Origin of the sequence: Pseudomonas sp. MMS21 TM103 (genome assembly GCF_022132145.1) — a bacterium.
In the GTDB taxonomy this organism is placed as follows: Bacteria; Pseudomonadota; Gammaproteobacteria; order Pseudomonadales; family Pseudomonadaceae; genus Aquipseudomonas.
Genome location: NZ_JAJISP010000006.1, coordinates 259,989 through 276,941, shown reverse-complemented (window position 1 = coordinate 276,941; position 16,953 = coordinate 259,989). Strand labels below are relative to the sequence as shown.

The window sequence follows — 16,953 nt, the reverse complement described above, 5'->3', positions numbered from 1 at the left end:
CGCAAGAGAGATGACCCGCCGCGGATCGACGCCGGCATGAGCGGCGCGAAGCCGCATGTGCCGGCCCGTGTCGACAGGAAATCCTTCCGCCTGCCTTGGTACGGCCTCTGCTTCTCAATGCCGATCCTGGTCTGGCAGCTGATTTTCTTCGTCTTTCCCCTGGCATTCCTGGTGGCGATCAGCTTCTGGATTGTGCGCAATTATCGGATGGTGCCGACGTTCGAGTGGTTGAACTGGAGTTACATGCTCAGCCGCGGATTCTTCTGGGACGCCTATCTACACACGCTGGCAATGGCTGCGGGAGCAACGGTGCTGGTGAGCCTGGTGGCCTTCCCGTGCGCCTACACGATCGCCTTCAAGTTCCGCGAATCGGTCAAACAGCTGATCGTGTTGATGCTGATCACCCCGTTTTTCACCAGCTATCTGGTGCGTACCTACTCATGGCAGGTGTTTCTGAGCGACAACGGTATCCTCAATGCCGCCATCGGCCAGCTCGGGCTGGGGCCGTTGCCGATGCTCAACTCCACGTTCGGCACCTATGTCGGCTACTTCACGCTATGCCTGCCACTGGTTGTGCTGCTGCAGCTGTTCAGTCTGATGTACATCGACCGCTCGTTGATCGAGGCGGCCCACAATCTCGGTTGCGGCCGCGTGCGCACGGTGTTCCAAGTGGTAGTACCTTCGGCGCGGATCGGTATCGTCGTCGCGGCGCTGTTCTGCTTCATCCTGACCTTCGGTGACTTCGTCAGCCCACTCTACCTGGGCGGTGGCCAGCCGCCGACCTTGAGCACGCTGATTACTGACACCACCAAGTCGGGACAGCAATGGCCACGCGCGGCGGTGATCGCAACGATGATGATTGTGACGCTGCTGATCACGGCCTTCGCTTCGATCGGCTTCGCCTACCGGAGACGCGCATGAACGAGAATCGTCTGATCAATCTGTTGCTGCGCAGTTACGTAGTGCTGGTGTTCATCTTCATCTTCACCCCGATTGCCGGCAGTTTTGTGTTTTCGTTCAACGTCGACCGTTTCCCGTCCTTGCCGTTGGGTGGTTTCAGCCTGCGCTGGTACGAGGCTATCGCCGCCGACTCCGCGGTGTGGGAGGCATTCAGAAACAGCCTGATGGTGGGCATGGTGGTGTCGCTGGTGTCAACCCTGCTGGGCTTTACGGCGGCCTATACCGATTTCCGCTATCACTTCTTCGGCAAGTCCATCTACATGGCGCTGGCGCTGCTTCCGCCGACCATTCCGGTGGTGATCATGGGGCTGGCGATGCTCGCGTTCCTGTCGCGGATCGGGCTTTCCGGCGATCTGCATTCGGTGATGATCAGCCATATCGTGATGTGCACGCCGTTCGCGATGGCGGTTATCCGCATGCGCTTGGCACAGATGGATCCGAATATTGAGGCGGCAGCGTGGAATCTCGGCGCGAGCCAATGGAATGCTATGCGCTATGTGATCATGCCATTCGCGGCGCCTAGTGTTTTCGCTGCGCTGTTGGTGACCATGGCCGTTTCCTTCGACGAGTTCGCCGTTGCCTGGTTCGTCTCGGGGCTCAACGAGACGGTGCCGGTGCGCATCCTCAACACGCTGCAAGGGCAGGTGAGCCCGACCATCAACGCGATCGGCACTATCGTCTTCATCACCACCATGACCTTGGTGATCGTTGCCCAGTTGTTACTGATGCGACGGCAGAAGCCGACGGGCACCTGACAGCCTCCCGCCATACACCCGAATCCGAAGGATTTCAGCCATGACTCAAGCGCTGGTGGTTTTTGACAACGTGGTCAAGCATTTTGGCAGTTTCCAAGCCGTCGAATGCATGAATCTCGAGATCTACAAGGGCGAGTTTGTTGCGATCATGGGCTCGAGCGGCTGCGGCAAGACGACGACGCTTCGTATGCTCGCCGGCCTAGAGAAGCCGAGCAAAGGCGAGATACGGCTTAACGGCGTGCGGATCAACGACCTCTATTCCTGGGAGCGTGAGACCCCGCTGGTCTGGCAGAATCTGGCGCTGTTCCCGTTCCTCAACGTGATCGAGAATGTCGAGTTCGGTCTGAAAATGCGCGGTATGGCTAAGGCCGAACGGCGTAAGAAGGCGTTGCATTGGCTTGAGCGGCTAGACTTGGAGGAGTTCGCCGAGCGCGACATTAGCCAGCTTTCAGGCGGCCAAAAGCAACGCGTGGCGCTGGCCCGTTCGCTGGTTACCGAGCCACCTATCCTGCTCCTCGACGAGCCGTTGAGTGCGCTGGATGCCAACTTGAGCATACGCATGCAAAGCGTGCTGACCGGGCTGCAGAAGGATCTTGGCATCACCTTCGTCTACGTTACCCACAGTCAGTCCGAAGCCTTCGCCATGGCTGATCGCGTGGTGATCATGAGCCGGGGCCGAGTCGAGCAAATTGGCTCGCCGCAGGAGGTCTTCCGCGAGCCGCACAACCGCTTCGTCGCCGAGTTCGTCGGCGGTAAGAACATCCTCACCGGAAGCGTCACGGGTTTCGACGATGCGGGCCTGGTTAATTTCAGCTCGGAGCACGGCGAGTTTCAGGCGCGGCTGCCGGACGACAAGACGGTCGCCCCTGGCGATCAGATCACTGTTTGCCTGAGCGCCGAACATGTAGACCTCTGCGCAAAGCCGAGCCGACCCAACCGACTGGCTTGTATCGTGGTGGGTGAGGAGTTCATCGGCTCTATGGTCAACATCCATCTCGAGGCCGAGGGTGGGCTCGAGCTGCAGGTGCAGAAAATGCATGCCGATTACGACCAGCTTGGCATGCGCAGTGGGCAGCAGCTCTTTGCCGAGTGGGAGGGCGAGAGTGCGCTGATCCTGCGGGGTGAATGAGCATTACAGGCTACGCAGACCAAAGTCCCTGCCAGAAACTAAGGCTCACTCCAGGAACCTTTCCTCGTGATCTCAGCACGACCTCAGGCTAAACCGAAAGGGGGGCGGGTGGCAGCTAGGTGCCGCGCGTTCCCTTTTTTAAGGCATAGGGGCTAATAGCGTGCTCATCTCTGTTTGGCGCTGGCGACGGCTTCCGTCGCGCAGTTTGTTTGGCCCAGTAGGCTTGTAACTCATCTTTTTATCGACCTAGTCGCTACCCCATCTTGAGTTGTTACATTGTGAATGAGACACGTCCACTGCATGCGCCATCATCCACGGCAGCGGCGTTGAGCCGTGTGTTGCCTTCTTATTAGTCCGCGGGATCGTTGCTATGCCTTTCCTGGCGCGTGCTTCGCACGATTTTGTTGCGCCTCGCTGGCGGCCTCGTGGGTCTTGCGTATAGGCGTGCCGTCGGCACTGGTAGCCAGATCGCCGAGGCGATCTTGCCGGCAGACTGAGGGAGCGGGAATGACCAATTACAGGTCGGAAACGTGCAAAAACTGCACGATGGCATCTGTTGCAATGCTTCCCAACGGCACTGCTAAGTGGATGTGCCGAGTCACTGAAAAACAACAAGGGTTCTCGCCATGCAAATGCCCCAGACGCTCCGGATTCAAAACGGCCAGAAAGTAAAATCTACCTTCTCTGCGCAGGAATACGCCACTCGCCAAGCCAAGCTGCGCGCCCACATGGCGGCAGAAAACATCGATGCGGCGATCTTCACCTCGTATCATAATGTCAATTATTACACTGACTTCGTGTACTGCTCGTTCGGTCGTCCCTATGCCGCGGTGGTGACCCAAGACGCGGTCGTGACCATCTCTGCCAACATCGACGGTGGTCAGCCGTGGCGCCGTACCGTGGGCACTGACAACATCGTCTACTCTGACTGGCAGCGCGATAATTTCTTCGTCGCCATCCAGCAGGCGCTGCCGAAGGCCGGCCGTATCGGCATCGAGTTCGATCACCTGAACTTGCAGAACCGCGACAAGCTGGCTGCGCGCTATCCGTCCGCCGAGCTGGTCGACGTCGCCGCTCCTTGCATGAAGATGCGCCTGGTCAAGTCCGCTGAAGAGCACACGATCATTCGTCACGGCGCACGTATTGCCGACATCGGCGGCGCTGCGGTAATTGAGGCGTTGCGTGACCAGGTACCGGAATACGAAGTCGCCTTGCACGCCACTCAGGCGATGGTCCGTGAAATCGCTCGCACCTTCCCAGAAGGCGAGCTGATGGACACCTGGACCTGGTTCCAGTCCGGGATCAACACCGACGGCGCGCACAACCCGGTGACCAGCCGCAAGGTGAACAAGGGCGACATCCTCAGCCTGAACTGCTTCCCGATGATCGCCGGCTACTACACCGCGCTGGAACGCACCCTGTTCCTCGACCATTGCTCCGACGAGCACCTGCGTCTGTGGGAAGTCAACGTCGAAGTGCACGAAGCCGGTCTCAAGCTGATCAAGCCGGGCATGCGCTGCAGCGATATCGCGCGCGAGCTGAACGAGATCTTCCTCAAACACGACCTGCTGCAGTACCGCACCTTCGGCTACGGCCACTCGTTCGGCACCCTGAGCCACTATTACGGTCGCGAGGCCGGCCTAGAACTGCGTGAAGACATCGACACAGTTCTTGAGCCAGGCATGGTGGTTTCCATCGAGCCGATGATCATGTTGCCTGAAGGTCTGCCGGGCGCAGGTGGTTACCGCGAGCACGACATTCTGATCGTCAACGAGCAGGGTTCGGAGAACATCACCAAGTTCCCGTACGGCCCGGAGCACAACATCATCCGCAAGTAATGCCAGAATGCAGCGCAGAGGGGGAAACCACCGCTGCGCTGCTGCCATTGTCTCGTACCTAGGCCATCAGGCCAGGAGGCAACAGCGTGAATACACATGGCAATTTGTTTCGGTGGATATTCGCTTCCAGTCCTTGGGGCGTATGCGCTTTGGCATGCCGGCGGTGTTGTTCGTCAATGATATCTACTTGGCATACCATCCTGCCGGAAGAGGCTATTGCACTCCTTCAGTTTCCTCCGCACCTTGGTCAGAGACCTGATCTCTTTGGAGGGCAGATGGCGCAGCAACGATCTAGCACATTGGCGGATTCGTTAGAGGACAGCAACAATGAATAAAAGTGTCTTTGTAGGCGAGCTCACATGGAAGGAGTACGAAGCCTCGATTGCCGGTGGTGAGCGGGTGTTGTTCCTGCCGGTCGGCGCGCTTGAACAGCACGGCCATCACATGTGCATGGACGTGGATGTGCTATTGCCCACGGCTGTAAGCCAGCGGGTGGCTCAGCGAATTGATGCGCTAGTGTTGCCAGCCTTGCACTATGGTTACAAGTCGCAGCAAAAATCCGGTGGGGGCAACCACTTCCCCGGTACTACAAGTCTGGACGGGGCCACACTGACCCACAGTATTCAGGACATCATTCGTGAGTTGGCACGTCATGGTGTGCGCCGCCTGGTGCTGATGAACGGGCACTACGAGAACTCGATGTTCATCGTCGAGGGTATCGATCTGGCATTGCGCGAGCTGCGCTATGCAGGCATCAACGACTTCCGGGTAGTGGTGCTTTCCTACTGGGACTTCATCAAAGATCCACAAGTGATCGCACAACTCTACCCGGACGGTTTTCTCGGCTGGGATATCGAGCATGGGGGGGTATTCGAGACCTCGCTTATGTTGGCGCTCTACCCTGAGCGAGTCGATATGGAGCGGGTTGTCGATCACCCGCCAGCAAGCTTTCCACCCTATGACGTTTTCCCCATCATTCCCGAACGCACTCCGGCTCCCGGTACCTTGTCTTCCGCTGTTGGCGCCAGCCGCGAGAAAGGCGAGTTGATTCTTCGAGTCTGCGTGGAGGGTATTGCGAGTGCTGTCGAGGAAGTGTTCAACGCTCCCTCCTAAGCACTTGACTGTGTGATGCAGTGTTTTGCCGAGTGATTCTGACAAATATAAGAATGATCGAGAGGCTAACAATATGAGTACGGAACAAAGTGCGGTGCCTGCCGCGTCAATTCTCGCAGGGGGGCCACACGATGTTTGTGTGGCTATTTCCCAGAGTACATGGCTAAAGGGCCTGAACCCGACGGTAACCCTGGGCTCGCTGCTGGTGATCGCCGGTGTGATGCTGGGTCTACTGATGTTTCAGGAGCAAGCCGCTGAGTTGTTCGACCGAGTGCGCAGTGGTATCACCTATGCGTTCAGCTGGTATTACGTGCTGATCGCCGCGCTGTTTCTATTATTCAATGGCTGGTTGGCCTTTAGTCGCTTCGGTCGCATTCGCCTGGGGCGCCAGGATGAACGACCCGAGTTCGGTTACTTTTCCTGGTTCGCCATGGTGTTTTCCGCAGGCCAGGGTATCGGCCTGATCTTCTGGAGTATCGCAGAGCCGATGTTCCATATGCAGGGCAACCCCTTCAGCGCCACCAGCATGAGCGCCGAAGCGGCGGAAAGCGCGATGCGCATCACCTTCTTCCACTGGGGCCTGCATGCCTGGTCGATCTACTGCATCGTCGCCCTGGCGTTGGCTTATGCTGCCTTTCGCAAGGGCCTTCCGCTAACTATCCGCTCTACCTTACGTCCTCTGTTTGGTCGCGCCATGGATGGCCCATGGGGGCATGCGGTGGATATTTTGGCGATCCTGGCGACCATCTTTGGCGTGGCCACTTCGCTGGGTTTGGGTGCGCAGCAGATCAATGCCGGTCTGAGTCGCCTGCTCGGCTTGGAAAGCTCTGTGCTGGTGCAGCTGGGGTTGATCGCAGTGATTACTGCGGTCGCCGTGTTCTCTGCGGTGTCCGGGGTCAATCGCGGAGTAAAGAAACTCAGCGAGCTGAATATCATTCTGACCATCGCCCTGATCCTGTTCTTCTTCATCTGGGGGCCGAGCCGCTACATCATCATGTCGCTGGTCGATGCCACGGGCGATTATCTCGCGCACGTCATCGAGATGAGTTTCTGGACGGACGCTAGCAAGCAGGACCCAGCCGCCTGGGAGGGTTGGAAATCCAGCTGGCAAGGCTGGTGGACGGTGTTCTATTGGGGCTGGTGGCTGTCGTGGGCGCCCTTTGTCGGCGTGTTTATCGCACGAGTATCCCGTGGTCGCACCATTCGTGAGTTCATTCTGGGCGTAATCCTGGTGCCCACAGTGTTGACCTTCATCTGGATCGCGGCCTTTGGTGGCACCGCCGTGAGTCATGAGTTGTTCGGCGATGCGGGCATTTCCGCGGCTGTGACCAAGGATGTCGCCAGCGCCTTCTTCGTGACGGTTGACTCCATGTCCCTCGGCGGCCTTGGCACTGTGGCGTTATGGTTGGGCACCCTGCTGGTGGCCACCTACTTCATCACCTCGGCCGATTCCGCGACCTTAGTACTCACCACCATCATGTCCCATGGCGCTATCCACCCAGCCAAGCGTCACCGGGTGTTTTGGGGTGGGATGCAGGGCGTAGTCGCTGGTGTGCTGCTGGTTGTCGGTGGTGCAGCATCCTTGGCCACCCTGCAGACGGCGGCTATTGCGAGTGCATTGCCATTTTCTTTCATCATGCTGCTGATGTGCCTGAGCTTGATCAAGGCGCTGCACGCAGAAGCTCCGGTGGAGCTGGGCGCTTTACGGTCAGAGGCACCGACTTAAGTTTGAAGTACCGCCGGCCGCCAGCTTGGGCGGCCGGCCCATCCTCAGTCACCCGTCAAAAAACTCCTACAAGAACAATTTAAGAGGCTTATTTCATGACCTCCTGGGTACTCACGCTCTTCGTTTCACTCAACCTCGCCATGCTCCTGACTGCGGCCGGAACCTATCTGTGCCGTTCCGCCAAAGAAAAAGCCGGACAGGCGGAGTAAGCGCCATGGACTTTTATGAAATCTTCAACTGGGGCCTGCTGATCCTTGCCTTCGGGGTGATGATCGGGATCGGCTTCCTTTCTTCACGCAAAGTCAAAGACAGTGATGAAGGTGGCTTTTTGCTCGCCGGGCGCAGTCTCGGCGCCTTCGTCGGGGCCAGTACCATCGTCGCCACCGGCTTCAGTGGCTGGGGCTTCATGGGTTCGCCGGCGGTGGCTTACGAGTTCGGCGCCATTGAGGTGTTGGGCAACTTCTTCTTCGCCCCGGCGATGATGATCGCGGTGCTGTTTTTCGCCAACCACATGCAGAAGCGCGCACTGACCATGGGCAGCAACACCATCCCCGAGTACATAGGTCAGATTCATGGCGGTGGTAACGGCGGGCGTCTGCTGCAGGGCGTGGCGGCGCTGATGACCATCATCCTGCTGATGGTGTTCCTGGTCAGCCAGATCAAGGCAGTCGGCATTCTCGGCGCGTCCTGGTTGAATATCGGGATGACCAGCAGCGCCTGGTTAATGATCTCGGTGATCATCCTCTACACCATGCTCGGCGGCCTGGCCGCAGTGGCCTGGACCGATACTGTGATGGTCTGCGGCATGGCATTGGCAGCGATCGTGATCATGATCCAGATGTTCACCAGCGTCGATCTGGGGCTGTGGCAGAGCAACCTCAATAGCATCGACACGAACTTGCTCAACCCGACCACCGCAGCGCCCTATGGCAACAGCAAGAGTTCGGTATTCCTAGTGCTGCCTTATGCCTTCCTGTTCGCCGCGGTGCTGCCATATATGGCGATTCGCTTCCTGGCGTTTAAACCCAAGGTGAAGATGCACAAGGTCGGTGTGTATGTGGCAATTCTTGGAGGGCTGCTCAGTCTGATCCCGATCGTCGGCCTGTACATGCGCGCCTTCGGCCCGCAATTGACCGACCCGGACAATGCCATGCCGATGTATCTGCAGACCTTTATGCATCCAGCGCTGCAAGGCCTGATCACCCTGTTCATTATCTTCGCCATGAAGTCCACCGCCAACTCGATGCTGCACACAGTGGCCTCGGCGACTTCGCATGACCTGCGACTGGCGTTGAACAAGCATGCCAAAGTGGACTCATCGCACGCGCTGACCATCAACCGCATCGCGGTAGTGGCGTTAGGTCTGTTGGGCCTGCTGATGATGATGTATGCGCCGCCGTTCATGTTGTCTTGGTTGGGCATTCTCGGCTCCGGCACTCTCCTGGCGGCGATGATCGGCCCGGTGTTCATCTCGACCTTTTGGCAGGGCAACGTGACCGGCGCCCTGGTAGCGATGTTGGTGGGGTTCTTTACCAGCGGTGGACTGCTGTTGACCACCGATATCGGCTGGGTCGAAGGGCCGCTGATTGGCTGCCTGGCGTCGTCCTTCTGCTATGTGACCGTGTCTGTGTTCACGCGCGCTCGAATGCCAACCGTTCAATGCGACTAATCAGTCTGAGTGGATAAGCAGAGCCACGGACTCGAGAGAGTCCGTGGCTCTTTGCTGTGAGAATTGCCGTCCGGTGCCAAGCAGCAAGTTCGGCAATGCAACGTGATGGTCGAGCAGGTAGCACAGCAGGATCAGTTGCTGGAGCGTTTCAGCCTGTGACCTTGATGTATGGGGCTGGCGCGCCCTCAGCTCAGGGCGCTCTGCTTGCGCTCACCGCGTGGCGAGTGACCAAAGAGCCGGCTGTAACACTTGGAGAAGTGGGCTGGCGAGGCGAAGCCGCACGACAGGGCTATGTCGCGTACCTGCGCCTCGCTACGCAGAAGCAAATCGCGAGCGCGGTTCAGGCGCAGTTCCAGATAGTACTGGCCTGGCTTGCGCTCTAGATATTTGTGAAACAGTCGCTCCAGCTGGCGTACCGACATCTCGTTGAGTTGGGCGAGTTCTTCCAGCTCCAGCGGCTCCTCCAGGTTGGCCTCCATGATCGCGACTATCTGGCTCAGCTTCGGCTGGGCGTTGCCGAGTTTCTGCCGCAAAGGCACGCGCTGTTGTTCGCGAGAGCCGCGCATGCGGTCGCAAAGCAGCAGCTCGGCTGCGTGGGTGGCGATCTCCACGCCGTCCGGTTCGCGCGCGATCAGTTGCAAAGTCATGTCCATGGAGGCGGTGCCGCCGGAGCAGGTGTAGCGGTCGCGGTCCAGCTCGAACAGCTGATTGGAGATGATGATCCCGGGGAACTTATCCTTGAGCTGCTCGATGTCTTCCCAGTGGATGGTGCAGCGGTAGCCCTTGAGCAGATCCGCGCTGGCCAGCAGGTGACTGCCGGTGCAGATACCGCCCAGTGGCACATGGTGCTCGGACAGCTTGCGTAGCCAGTTGAGCAGATTGCGGTCGTTCTTCGCCGGAATCGGGTTGGAACCGACCACGAACAACGCGTCAAGCTCGGGGGCGTCGCTGATCGAGTGATCCGGTACCACACACATGCCGTTGCTGGCGCGCACTGGCTCATGGTCCGCGGCGATCAACAGGGTTCGATAGAGGGTGCGTTTAGCAGCCAGGTTGGCCATGCGCAGTGTCTCGATCGCGCAGGCGAAGCCGATCGTGGTGAAGTTGGGGCTCAGCAGGAAACCAAAGGTTTTCACTCGCTGGGCCGGCATCGCGGCAGGCTGGTTCTCGGCCGTTGCCAACGGGGGCGATGCGTGTGCCATTTGTTTCTTCTCCTCCACTGCAGCCGCTCACGATTGCTGGCAGGCCATGGGCCGGCAGCCGGGGCAACGGTGCGATTGATTGTTGTTGGACATTCGCAGGAACACCTGCACTGGCTGCATCTTACACCCATTGCAGAGTGCTTTGATCGGGCCGGGGGGGCATTGTCGGCTGCTGTGGCGCAGGCGCAAAGCGGATGGCCTGCCTCAGCGGCAACGACCGGGTTCGTTCCGCTGATCTCCTCTTTCGTCGACAGCCGCGGCGGCTTACCAGTTTGAACACTTTCACGTCGGAAATGAGCAAACGGCACCCAGGTGCATTTCGCACAATCTGCTGCAACAGGCATTACCTATCCCGCCTCCAGCCGAAGCGCCAAGCAATGCGCCAGGTGATGGCTTCCTAACGGGAGTGTGGTTGGAGGCATGTCCTGATCAATAACAATAGGCGACTCAATATCGTCGCAGGGAGATTCGAGATGTTCAGCAAACAAGACCAAATCCAGGGCTACGACGACGAACTGCTGGCGGCGATGGACGCCGAAGAAGCCCGTCAGGAGCATCACATCGAGCTGATCGCCTCGGAAAACTACACCAGCAAGCGGGTCATGCAAGCGCAGGGCAGCGGCCTGACCAACAAGTACGCCGAAGGCTATCCGGGCAAGCGCTACTACGGCGGCTGCGAGCACGTGGATGTGGTCGAGCAACTGGCCATCGATCGCGCCAAGCAGCTGTTCGGCGCCGACTTCGCCAACGTCCAGCCGCACTCCGGCTCTTCCGCCAACAGCGCGGTATACCTAGCGCTGATCAATGCCGGCGACACCATCCTCGGCATGAGCCTGGCCCACGGCGGCCACCTGACCCACGGCTCCAAGGTCAGCTCTTCCGGCAAGCTGTACAACGCGGTGCAGTACGGCATCGACACCACCACCGGCCTGATCGATTACGACGAAGTCGAGCGCCTGGCCGTCGAGTGCCAGCCGAAGATGATCGTCGCCGGCTTCTCCGCCTACTCCAAGACCCTGGATTTCCCGCGCTTTCGCGCCATCGCCGACAAGGTCGGCGCCCTGCTGTTCGTCGACATGGCCCACGTCGCCGGCCTGGTCGCCGCCGGTCTGTACCCGAACCCGATTCCGTTCGCCGACGTGGTCACCACCACCACCCACAAGACCCTGCGCGGTCCGCGTGGCGGCCTGATCCTGGCCAAGGCCAACCCGGACATCGAGAAGAAGCTCAACGCCGCGGTGTTCCCCGGTGCCCAGGGCGGCCCGCTGATGCATGTGATCGCCGGCAAGGCAGTGTGCTTCAAGGAAGCCATGGAGCCTGGCTTCAAGGAGTATCAAGCGCAGGTGATCAAGAATGCCCAGGCGATGGCCAAGGTGTTCATCGATCGCGGTTTCGACGTGGTCTCCGGTGGCACCGACAACCACCTGTTCCTGGTCAGCCTGATCCGTCAGGGCCTGACCGGCAAAGACGCCGACGCCGCCCTCGGGCGTGCCGGCATCACCGTGAACAAGAACTCCGTACCGAATGACCCGCAGTCGCCGTTCGTCACCTCGGGCCTGCGCATCGGCACCCCGGCCATCACCACCCGCGGCTTCAAGGAGGAGCAGAGCATCGAGTTGGCCGGCTGGATCTGCGACATCCTCGATCATCTCGGCGATGCCGCTGTCGAGGCGCAGGTAGCCCGACTGGCGGCTGGGCTGTGTGCCGACTATCCGGTGTATCGCTGAGTATCCAGAAGGCTCGTAGGGTGGGGTGGGCGGCGATCCGCTTCAGCCCACCGCTGCCGGTAACGCCGGGGATGGGCCAAGGCCCTCCCTACAAGGCTGAACAGGCAATCCACGGTTAAGTTTTTACGTATCAGGAGTACCCACTGATGCAACGTTATTCCGGCTTCGGCCTGCTCAAGCACTCCTTAAGCCACCACGAAAACTGGCAGCGCATGTGGCGCACGCCGACACCCAAACCGGCCTATGACGTGATCATCGTCGGCGGCGGCGGCCACGGTCTGGCCACGGCCTACTACCTGGCCAAGGAATTCGGCGTGCGCAACGTCGCGGTCATCGAAAAAGGCTGGCTCGGTGGCGGCAACACCGCGCGCAACACCACCATCGTCCGTTCCAACTACCTGTGGGACGAGTCGGCGCATCTCTACGAGCACGCCATGAAGCTGTGGGAAGGCCTGTCCCAGGACCTCAACTACAACGTGATGTTTTCCCAGCGCGGCGTGTTCAACCTCGGTCACAGTCTGCAAGACATGCGCGACATCGAGCGACGGGTCGGTGCCAACCGCCTCAACGGTATCGATGGCGAGGTGCTGAATGCCAAGCAGGTCGAGGAACTGATCCCCTTCATGGATTGCAGCAAGAACACCCGTTACCCGGTGATGGGCGCCTCCCTGCAACGGCGCGGCGGCGTGGCCCGTCACGATGCCGTGGCCTGGGGCTATGCCCGCGCCGCCGACGCCCTGGGCGTCGACCTGATCCAGCAGACCGAAGTGACCGGCTTCCGCAAGGAAAACGGCGTGGTCATCGGCGTGGAAACCAACAAGGGCTTCATCGGCGGCAAGCGCGTTGGCGTGGTCACCGCCGGTAACTCCGGACACATGGCCAAGCTCGCCGGCTTCCGGATGCCGATCGAGTCGCACCCGCTGCAGGCGCTGGTGTCCGAGCCGATCAAGCCGATCATCGACAGCGTGATCATGTCCAACGCGGTACACGGCTATATCAGCCAGTCGGACAAGGGTGACCTGGTCATCGGTGCCGGTATCGACGGTTACGTCGGTTACGGCCAGCGCGGTTCCTACCCGACCATCGAACACACCCTGCAGGCCATCGTCGAGCTGTTCCCGGTGCTGTCGCGCGTGCGCATGAACCGGCAGTGGGGCGGCATTGTCGACACCACGCCGGACGCCTGCCCGATCATCAGCAAGACCCCGGTGAAGAACCTGTTCTTCAACTGCGGTTGGGGTACCGGCGGCTTCAAGGCCACCCCCGGCTCGGGCCATGTGTTCGCTGCCAGCCTGGCCAAAGGTGAAATGCACGAACTGGCCAAACCCTTCGCCATGGACCGTTTCTACAACGGCGCCTTGATCGACGAGCACGGCGCTGCCGGCGTCGCCCACTAACAGGAGAAATCCGACATGCTGAACATCTTCTGTCCCCATTGTGGCGAGTTACGCTCCGAAGAGGAATTCCACTCGGCCGGCCAGGCGCACATCCCGCGCCCGCTGGATCCGGCTGCCTGCACCGATGCTGAGTGGGGCGACTACCTGTTCTTCCGTGACAACCCGCGCGGTATCCACCACGAGCTGTGGATTCACGCGGCCGGTTGCCGGCAGTACTTCAACGCCACGCGCGACACCATCAGCTACGAAATTTTCGAAACCTACAAGATTGGCGAAAAGCCGAGCGTGACCGCTAAGCCAACCAGTGCGAAGCAGCCCAGCCGCGCGGCAGGAGAAAAGGCATGAGTCAGATCAATCGCCTGAGCAAGGGTGGCCGGATCAACCGCAACCAACCTTTGACCTTCACCTTCAACGGTGAGAGCTATCAGGGCTTTCATGGCGACACCCTGGCCGCCGCGTTGCTGGCCAACGGCGTCGACATCGTCGGCCGCAGCTTCAAGTACTCGCGTCCGCGCGGCATCGTCGCCGCCGGCGCCGAAGAGCCAAATGCGGTGCTGCAGATCGGCGCCAGCGAAGCGACCCAGATCCCCAACGTGCGCGCCACCCAGCAGGCCCTGTACAGCGGCCTGGTGGCCAACAGCGTGAATGGCTGGCCGAGCGTCAACACTGACCTGATGGGCATTCTCGGCAAGGTCGGCGGCGGCATGATGCCGCCGGGGTTCTATTACAAGACCTTCATGTACCCGCAGAACCTCTGGCTGACCTACGAGAAGTACATCCGTAAGGCCGCCGGCCTCGGCCGCTCGCCGAAGGAAAACGACCCGGACAGCTACGACTACCTGAACCAGCACTGCGACGTGCTGGTGGTCGGTGGCGGTGCCGCCGGTCTGGCCGCCGCATTGGCTGCCGGCCGTAGCGGTGCGCGGGTGATCCTGGCCGACGAGCAGGAAGAGTTCGGTGGTCATCTGCTCGACAGCCGCGAAAGCCTCGACGGCAAACCGGCCGCCGACTGGGTGGCCAAGGCCATCGCCGAACTGCAGAAGATGCCGGAAGTGACCCTGTTGCCGCGCTCGACCGTGCACGGGTATCACGATCACAACTTCCTCACCATCCATGAGCGCCGCACCGATCACCTCGGTGATGCCGCGCCGATGGGCGAGGTGCGTCAGCGCCTGCACCGCGTGCGCGCCAAGCGCGTGGTCCTGGCCGCCGGCGCCCACGAACGTCCGTTGGTCTATGGCAACAACGATGTACCCGGCAACATGCTGGCCGGCGCGGTGTCCACCTACGTGCGCCGTTACGGCGTGGCCCCCGGCAAGCAGTTGGTGCTGTCGACCACCAACGATTACGCCTACCGCGTAGCGCTGGACTGTCTGGAAGCCGGGATCAAGGTGGTCGCTATCGCCGATGCGCGCGCCAACCCCAAGGGTGCCTGGGTCGAGGAAGCACGGGCCAAGGGCCTGCGCGTCCTGACCAGCAGTGCGGTGATCGAAGTGCGTGGCAGCAAGCGCGTCAGCGCGGCGCGGGTGGCACGGATCGCTCCGCAAGCGCACAAGGTCATCAGCTCTGGCGACTGGTTTGAATGCGATCTGGTCGCCAGCTCCGGCGGTTACAGCCCGGTGGTGCACCTGGCCTCGCACTTGGGCGGCAAGCCGACCTGGCGTGAAGACATCCTCGGTTTTGTGCCGGGTGAAGGTTTCCAGGCGCGCGTCTGCGCCGGTGCCATGAACGGCGTGTTCGCCCTCGGCGATGTGCTGGCCGACGGCTTCGAAGCCGGCGCCAAGGCCGCCACCGAGGCGGGCTTCAAGCCAGTCGCGGGCGAACTGCCGAAAGTCTTCGGTCGTCACGAAGAGCCGGGCATCGCGCTGTTCCAGGTGCCGCACGAAAAGCCGACCGCACGGGCGCCGAAGCAATTCGTCGACCAGCAGAACGACGTCACCGCGGCCGGTATCGAACTGGCCACCCGCGAGGGCTTCGAGTCGGTCGAGCACGTCAAGCGCTACACCGCGCTGGGCTTCGGTACCGATCAGGGCAAGCTGGGCAACATCAACGGTCTGGCCATCGCCGCGCGTTCGCTGGGCATCAGCATCCCGCAGATGGGCACCACCATGTTCCGTCCGAACTACACCCCGGTGACCTTCGGCGCCGTGGCCGGCCGCAACTGCGGTGCGTTGTTCGACCCGGTGCGCTACACCGCCCTGCACAGCTGGCACCTGAAAAATGGCGCCGAGTTCGAGGACGTCGGTCAGTGGAAGCGCCCCTGGTACTTCCCCAAGGCCGGTGAGGATATGCACGCCGCCGTCGGCCGCGAGTGCAAGGCGGTACGCGACAGCGTCGGCCTGCTCGATGCCTCGACCCTGGGAAAGATCGATATCCAGGGCCCGGATGCCCGCGAGTTCCTCAACCGCGTGTACACCAACGCCTGGACCAAGCTGGACGTGGGCAAGGCCCGTTACGGCCTGATGTGCAAGGAAGACGGCATGGTCTTCGACGACGGCGTGACGGCCTGTATGGCCGATAACCACTTCATCATGACCACCACCACCGGCGGCGCCGCGCGCGTGATGCAGTGGCTGGAAATCTACCACCAGACCGAGTGGCCGGACCTCAAGGTGTACTTCACCTCGGTGACCGACCACTGGGCGACCATGACCCTGTCCGGACCCAACAGCCGCAAGCTGCTGGCCGAGGTCACCGACATCGACCTGGACAAGGACGCCTTCCCGTTCATGACCTGGAAGGAAGGCGAGGTCGGCGGCGTGCCGGCGCGGGTATTCCGCATCTCCTTTACCGGCGAGCTGTCGTACGAAGTCAACGTGCAGGCCGACTACGCCATGGGCGTGCTGGAAAAGATCGTCGAGGCAGGCAAGAAGTACAACCTGACCCCGTATGGCACCGAAACCATGCACGTGCTGCGGGCCGAGAAGGGCTTCATCATCGTCGGTCAGGAGACCGATGGTTCGGTGACCCCGGACGACCTCAACATGGGCTGGTGTGTGGGTCGCACCAAGCCGTTCTCCTGGATCGGCTGGCGTGGGATGAACCGCGAAGACTGCGTCAAGGAAAACCGCAAGCAGCTGGTTGGCCTCAAGCCGGTCAAGACCAGCGCGGTGCTGCCAGAAGGCGCGCAACTGGTGTTCGACGCCAAACAGGCGATTCCGATGAGCATGGTCGGCCACGTGACCTCCAGCTACTACAGCACCAGCATGGGCTACAGCTTTGCCCTGGCCCTGGTCAAGGGCGGCTTGAAGCGCATGGGCGAGAAGGTTTTCGCGCCGCTGGCAGATGGCACGATGATCGAGGCCGAGATCGTCAGTTCGGTGTTCTTCGACCCGAAAGGCGAGCAGCAGAACGTCTGAGACCACGACCGCTCGCCAGGCCCCAGCAGGCTGGAGCCTGGCGAGCAACGAATTAGCGCTGACGTACCTACGACAGGC

General features: G+C 60.7%; 12 protein-coding genes. 11 read left to right on the top strand and 1 reads right to left on the bottom strand.

Annotated elements, in window-relative coordinates; genetic code table 11:
• The first annotated feature begins 36 nt into the window (after positions 1–36).
• From LJY18_RS18625 to LJY18_RS18595, 7 genes are all read left to right on the top strand, one after another.
• A complete protein-coding gene (locus LJY18_RS18625; RefSeq protein WP_269137880.1) occupies positions 37–921 on the top strand; it encodes an ABC transporter permease in 885 nt (294 codons plus the stop codon).
• On the top strand, positions 918–1,715 hold the full coding sequence (locus LJY18_RS18620) for an ABC transporter permease (RefSeq protein ID WP_238043363.1): 798 nt from the start codon (positions 918–920) through the stop codon (positions 1,713–1,715). Before LJY18_RS18625 ends, LJY18_RS18620 begins: the two co-directional genes overlap by 4 nt.
• Before the next feature lie 40 nt (positions 1,716–1,755).
• The gene (locus tag LJY18_RS18615; RefSeq protein WP_238043361.1) at positions 1,756–2,844 is read left to right on the top strand and encodes an ABC transporter ATP-binding protein; all 1,089 of its coding nucleotides are present in this window, start codon (positions 1,756–1,758) and stop codon (positions 2,842–2,844) included.
• Positions 2,845–3,470: 626 nt separating this feature from the next.
• Positions 3,471–4,682: a M24 family metallopeptidase gene (locus LJY18_RS18610; RefSeq protein WP_238043359.1), complete on the top strand. Its 1,212-nt coding sequence runs from the start codon at positions 3,471–3,473 to the stop codon at positions 4,680–4,682.
• Positions 4,683–5,009: 327 nt separating this feature from the next.
• Complete coding sequence (locus LJY18_RS18605) at positions 5,010–5,795, top strand: creatininase (protein ID WP_238043357.1); 786 nt, start codon at positions 5,010–5,012, stop codon at positions 5,793–5,795.
• Between the two features lie 139 nt (positions 5,796–5,934).
• Complete coding sequence (locus LJY18_RS18600) at positions 5,935–7,521, top strand: BCCT family transporter (protein ID WP_238043355.1); 1,587 nt, start codon at positions 5,935–5,937, stop codon at positions 7,519–7,521.
• Between the two features lie 214 nt (positions 7,522–7,735).
• On the top strand, positions 7,736–9,190 hold the full coding sequence (locus LJY18_RS18595; protein ID WP_238043354.1) for a sodium:solute symporter family protein: 1,455 nt from the start codon (positions 7,736–7,738) through the stop codon (positions 9,188–9,190).
• A 185-nt stretch (positions 9,191–9,375) separates the two neighbouring features.
• On the opposite strand, the gene LJY18_RS18590 is transcribed toward LJY18_RS18595, so the two are convergent.
• The gene (locus tag LJY18_RS18590; protein WP_238043419.1) at positions 9,376–10,341 is read right to left on the bottom strand and encodes a GlxA family transcriptional regulator; all 966 of its coding nucleotides are present in this window, start codon (positions 10,339–10,341) and stop codon (positions 9,376–9,378) included.
• A 524-nt stretch (positions 10,342–10,865) separates the two neighbouring features.
• Here LJY18_RS18590 and glyA point away from each other — a divergent pair.
• The 4 genes from glyA to LJY18_RS18570 all read left to right on the top strand — a co-directional run bounded on the left by glyA (position 10,866) and on the right by LJY18_RS18570 (position 16,875).
• Positions 10,866–12,119, top strand: a complete 1,254-nt coding sequence (gene glyA, locus LJY18_RS18585) for a serine hydroxymethyltransferase (RefSeq protein ID WP_238043352.1) — start codon at positions 10,866–10,868, stop codon at positions 12,117–12,119.
• A gap of 146 nt (positions 12,120–12,265) precedes the next feature.
• Positions 12,266–13,516, top strand: coding sequence for a sarcosine oxidase subunit beta family protein (locus tag LJY18_RS18580; protein ID WP_238043350.1), 1,251 nt, complete (start codon positions 12,266–12,268; stop codon positions 13,514–13,516).
• Positions 13,517–13,531: 15 nt separating this feature from the next.
• A complete protein-coding gene (locus LJY18_RS18575) occupies positions 13,532–13,861 on the top strand; it encodes a sarcosine oxidase subunit delta (protein ID WP_238043348.1) in 330 nt (109 codons plus the stop codon).
• Positions 13,858–16,875 carry a sarcosine oxidase subunit alpha gene (locus tag LJY18_RS18570; RefSeq protein WP_238043346.1) on the top strand — a complete coding sequence of 1,006 codons (3,018 nt, stop codon included), beginning with the start codon at positions 13,858–13,860 and terminating at the stop codon, positions 16,873–16,875. The genes LJY18_RS18575 and LJY18_RS18570 overlap by 4 nt, the downstream gene beginning before the upstream one ends.
• Positions 16,876–16,953: the final 78 nt, after the last annotated feature.

What these genes read in the sequence shown, in the direction of transcription:
- LJY18_RS18625 (WP_269137880.1), top strand. Translation starts at nt 37, where the DNA reads ATGAGCGGCGCGAAGCCGCATGTGCCGGCCCGTGTCGACAGGAAATCC.
- LJY18_RS18620 (WP_238043363.1), top strand. Translation starts at nt 918, where the DNA reads ATGAACGAGAATCGTCTGATCAATCTGTTGCTGCGCAGTTACGTAGTG.
- LJY18_RS18615 (WP_238043361.1), top strand. Translation starts at nt 1,756, where the DNA reads ATGACTCAAGCGCTGGTGGTTTTTGACAACGTGGTCAAGCATTTTGGC.
- LJY18_RS18610 (WP_238043359.1), top strand. Translation starts at nt 3,471, where the DNA reads ATGCAAATGCCCCAGACGCTCCGGATTCAAAACGGCCAGAAAGTAAAA.
- LJY18_RS18605 (WP_238043357.1), top strand. Translation starts at nt 5,010, where the DNA reads ATGAATAAAAGTGTCTTTGTAGGCGAGCTCACATGGAAGGAGTACGAA.
- LJY18_RS18595 (WP_238043354.1), top strand. Translation starts at nt 7,736, where the DNA reads ATGGACTTTTATGAAATCTTCAACTGGGGCCTGCTGATCCTTGCCTTC.
- LJY18_RS18590 (WP_238043419.1), bottom strand. Translation starts at nt 10,341, where the DNA reads ATGCCGGCCCAGCGAGTGAAAACCTTTGGTTTCCTGCTGAGCCCCAAC.
- glyA (WP_238043352.1), top strand. Translation starts at nt 10,866, where the DNA reads ATGTTCAGCAAACAAGACCAAATCCAGGGCTACGACGACGAACTGCTG.
- LJY18_RS18580 (WP_238043350.1), top strand. Translation starts at nt 12,266, where the DNA reads ATGCAACGTTATTCCGGCTTCGGCCTGCTCAAGCACTCCTTAAGCCAC.
- LJY18_RS18575 (WP_238043348.1), top strand. Translation starts at nt 13,532, where the DNA reads ATGCTGAACATCTTCTGTCCCCATTGTGGCGAGTTACGCTCCGAAGAG.
- LJY18_RS18570 (WP_238043346.1), top strand. Translation starts at nt 13,858, where the DNA reads ATGAGTCAGATCAATCGCCTGAGCAAGGGTGGCCGGATCAACCGCAAC.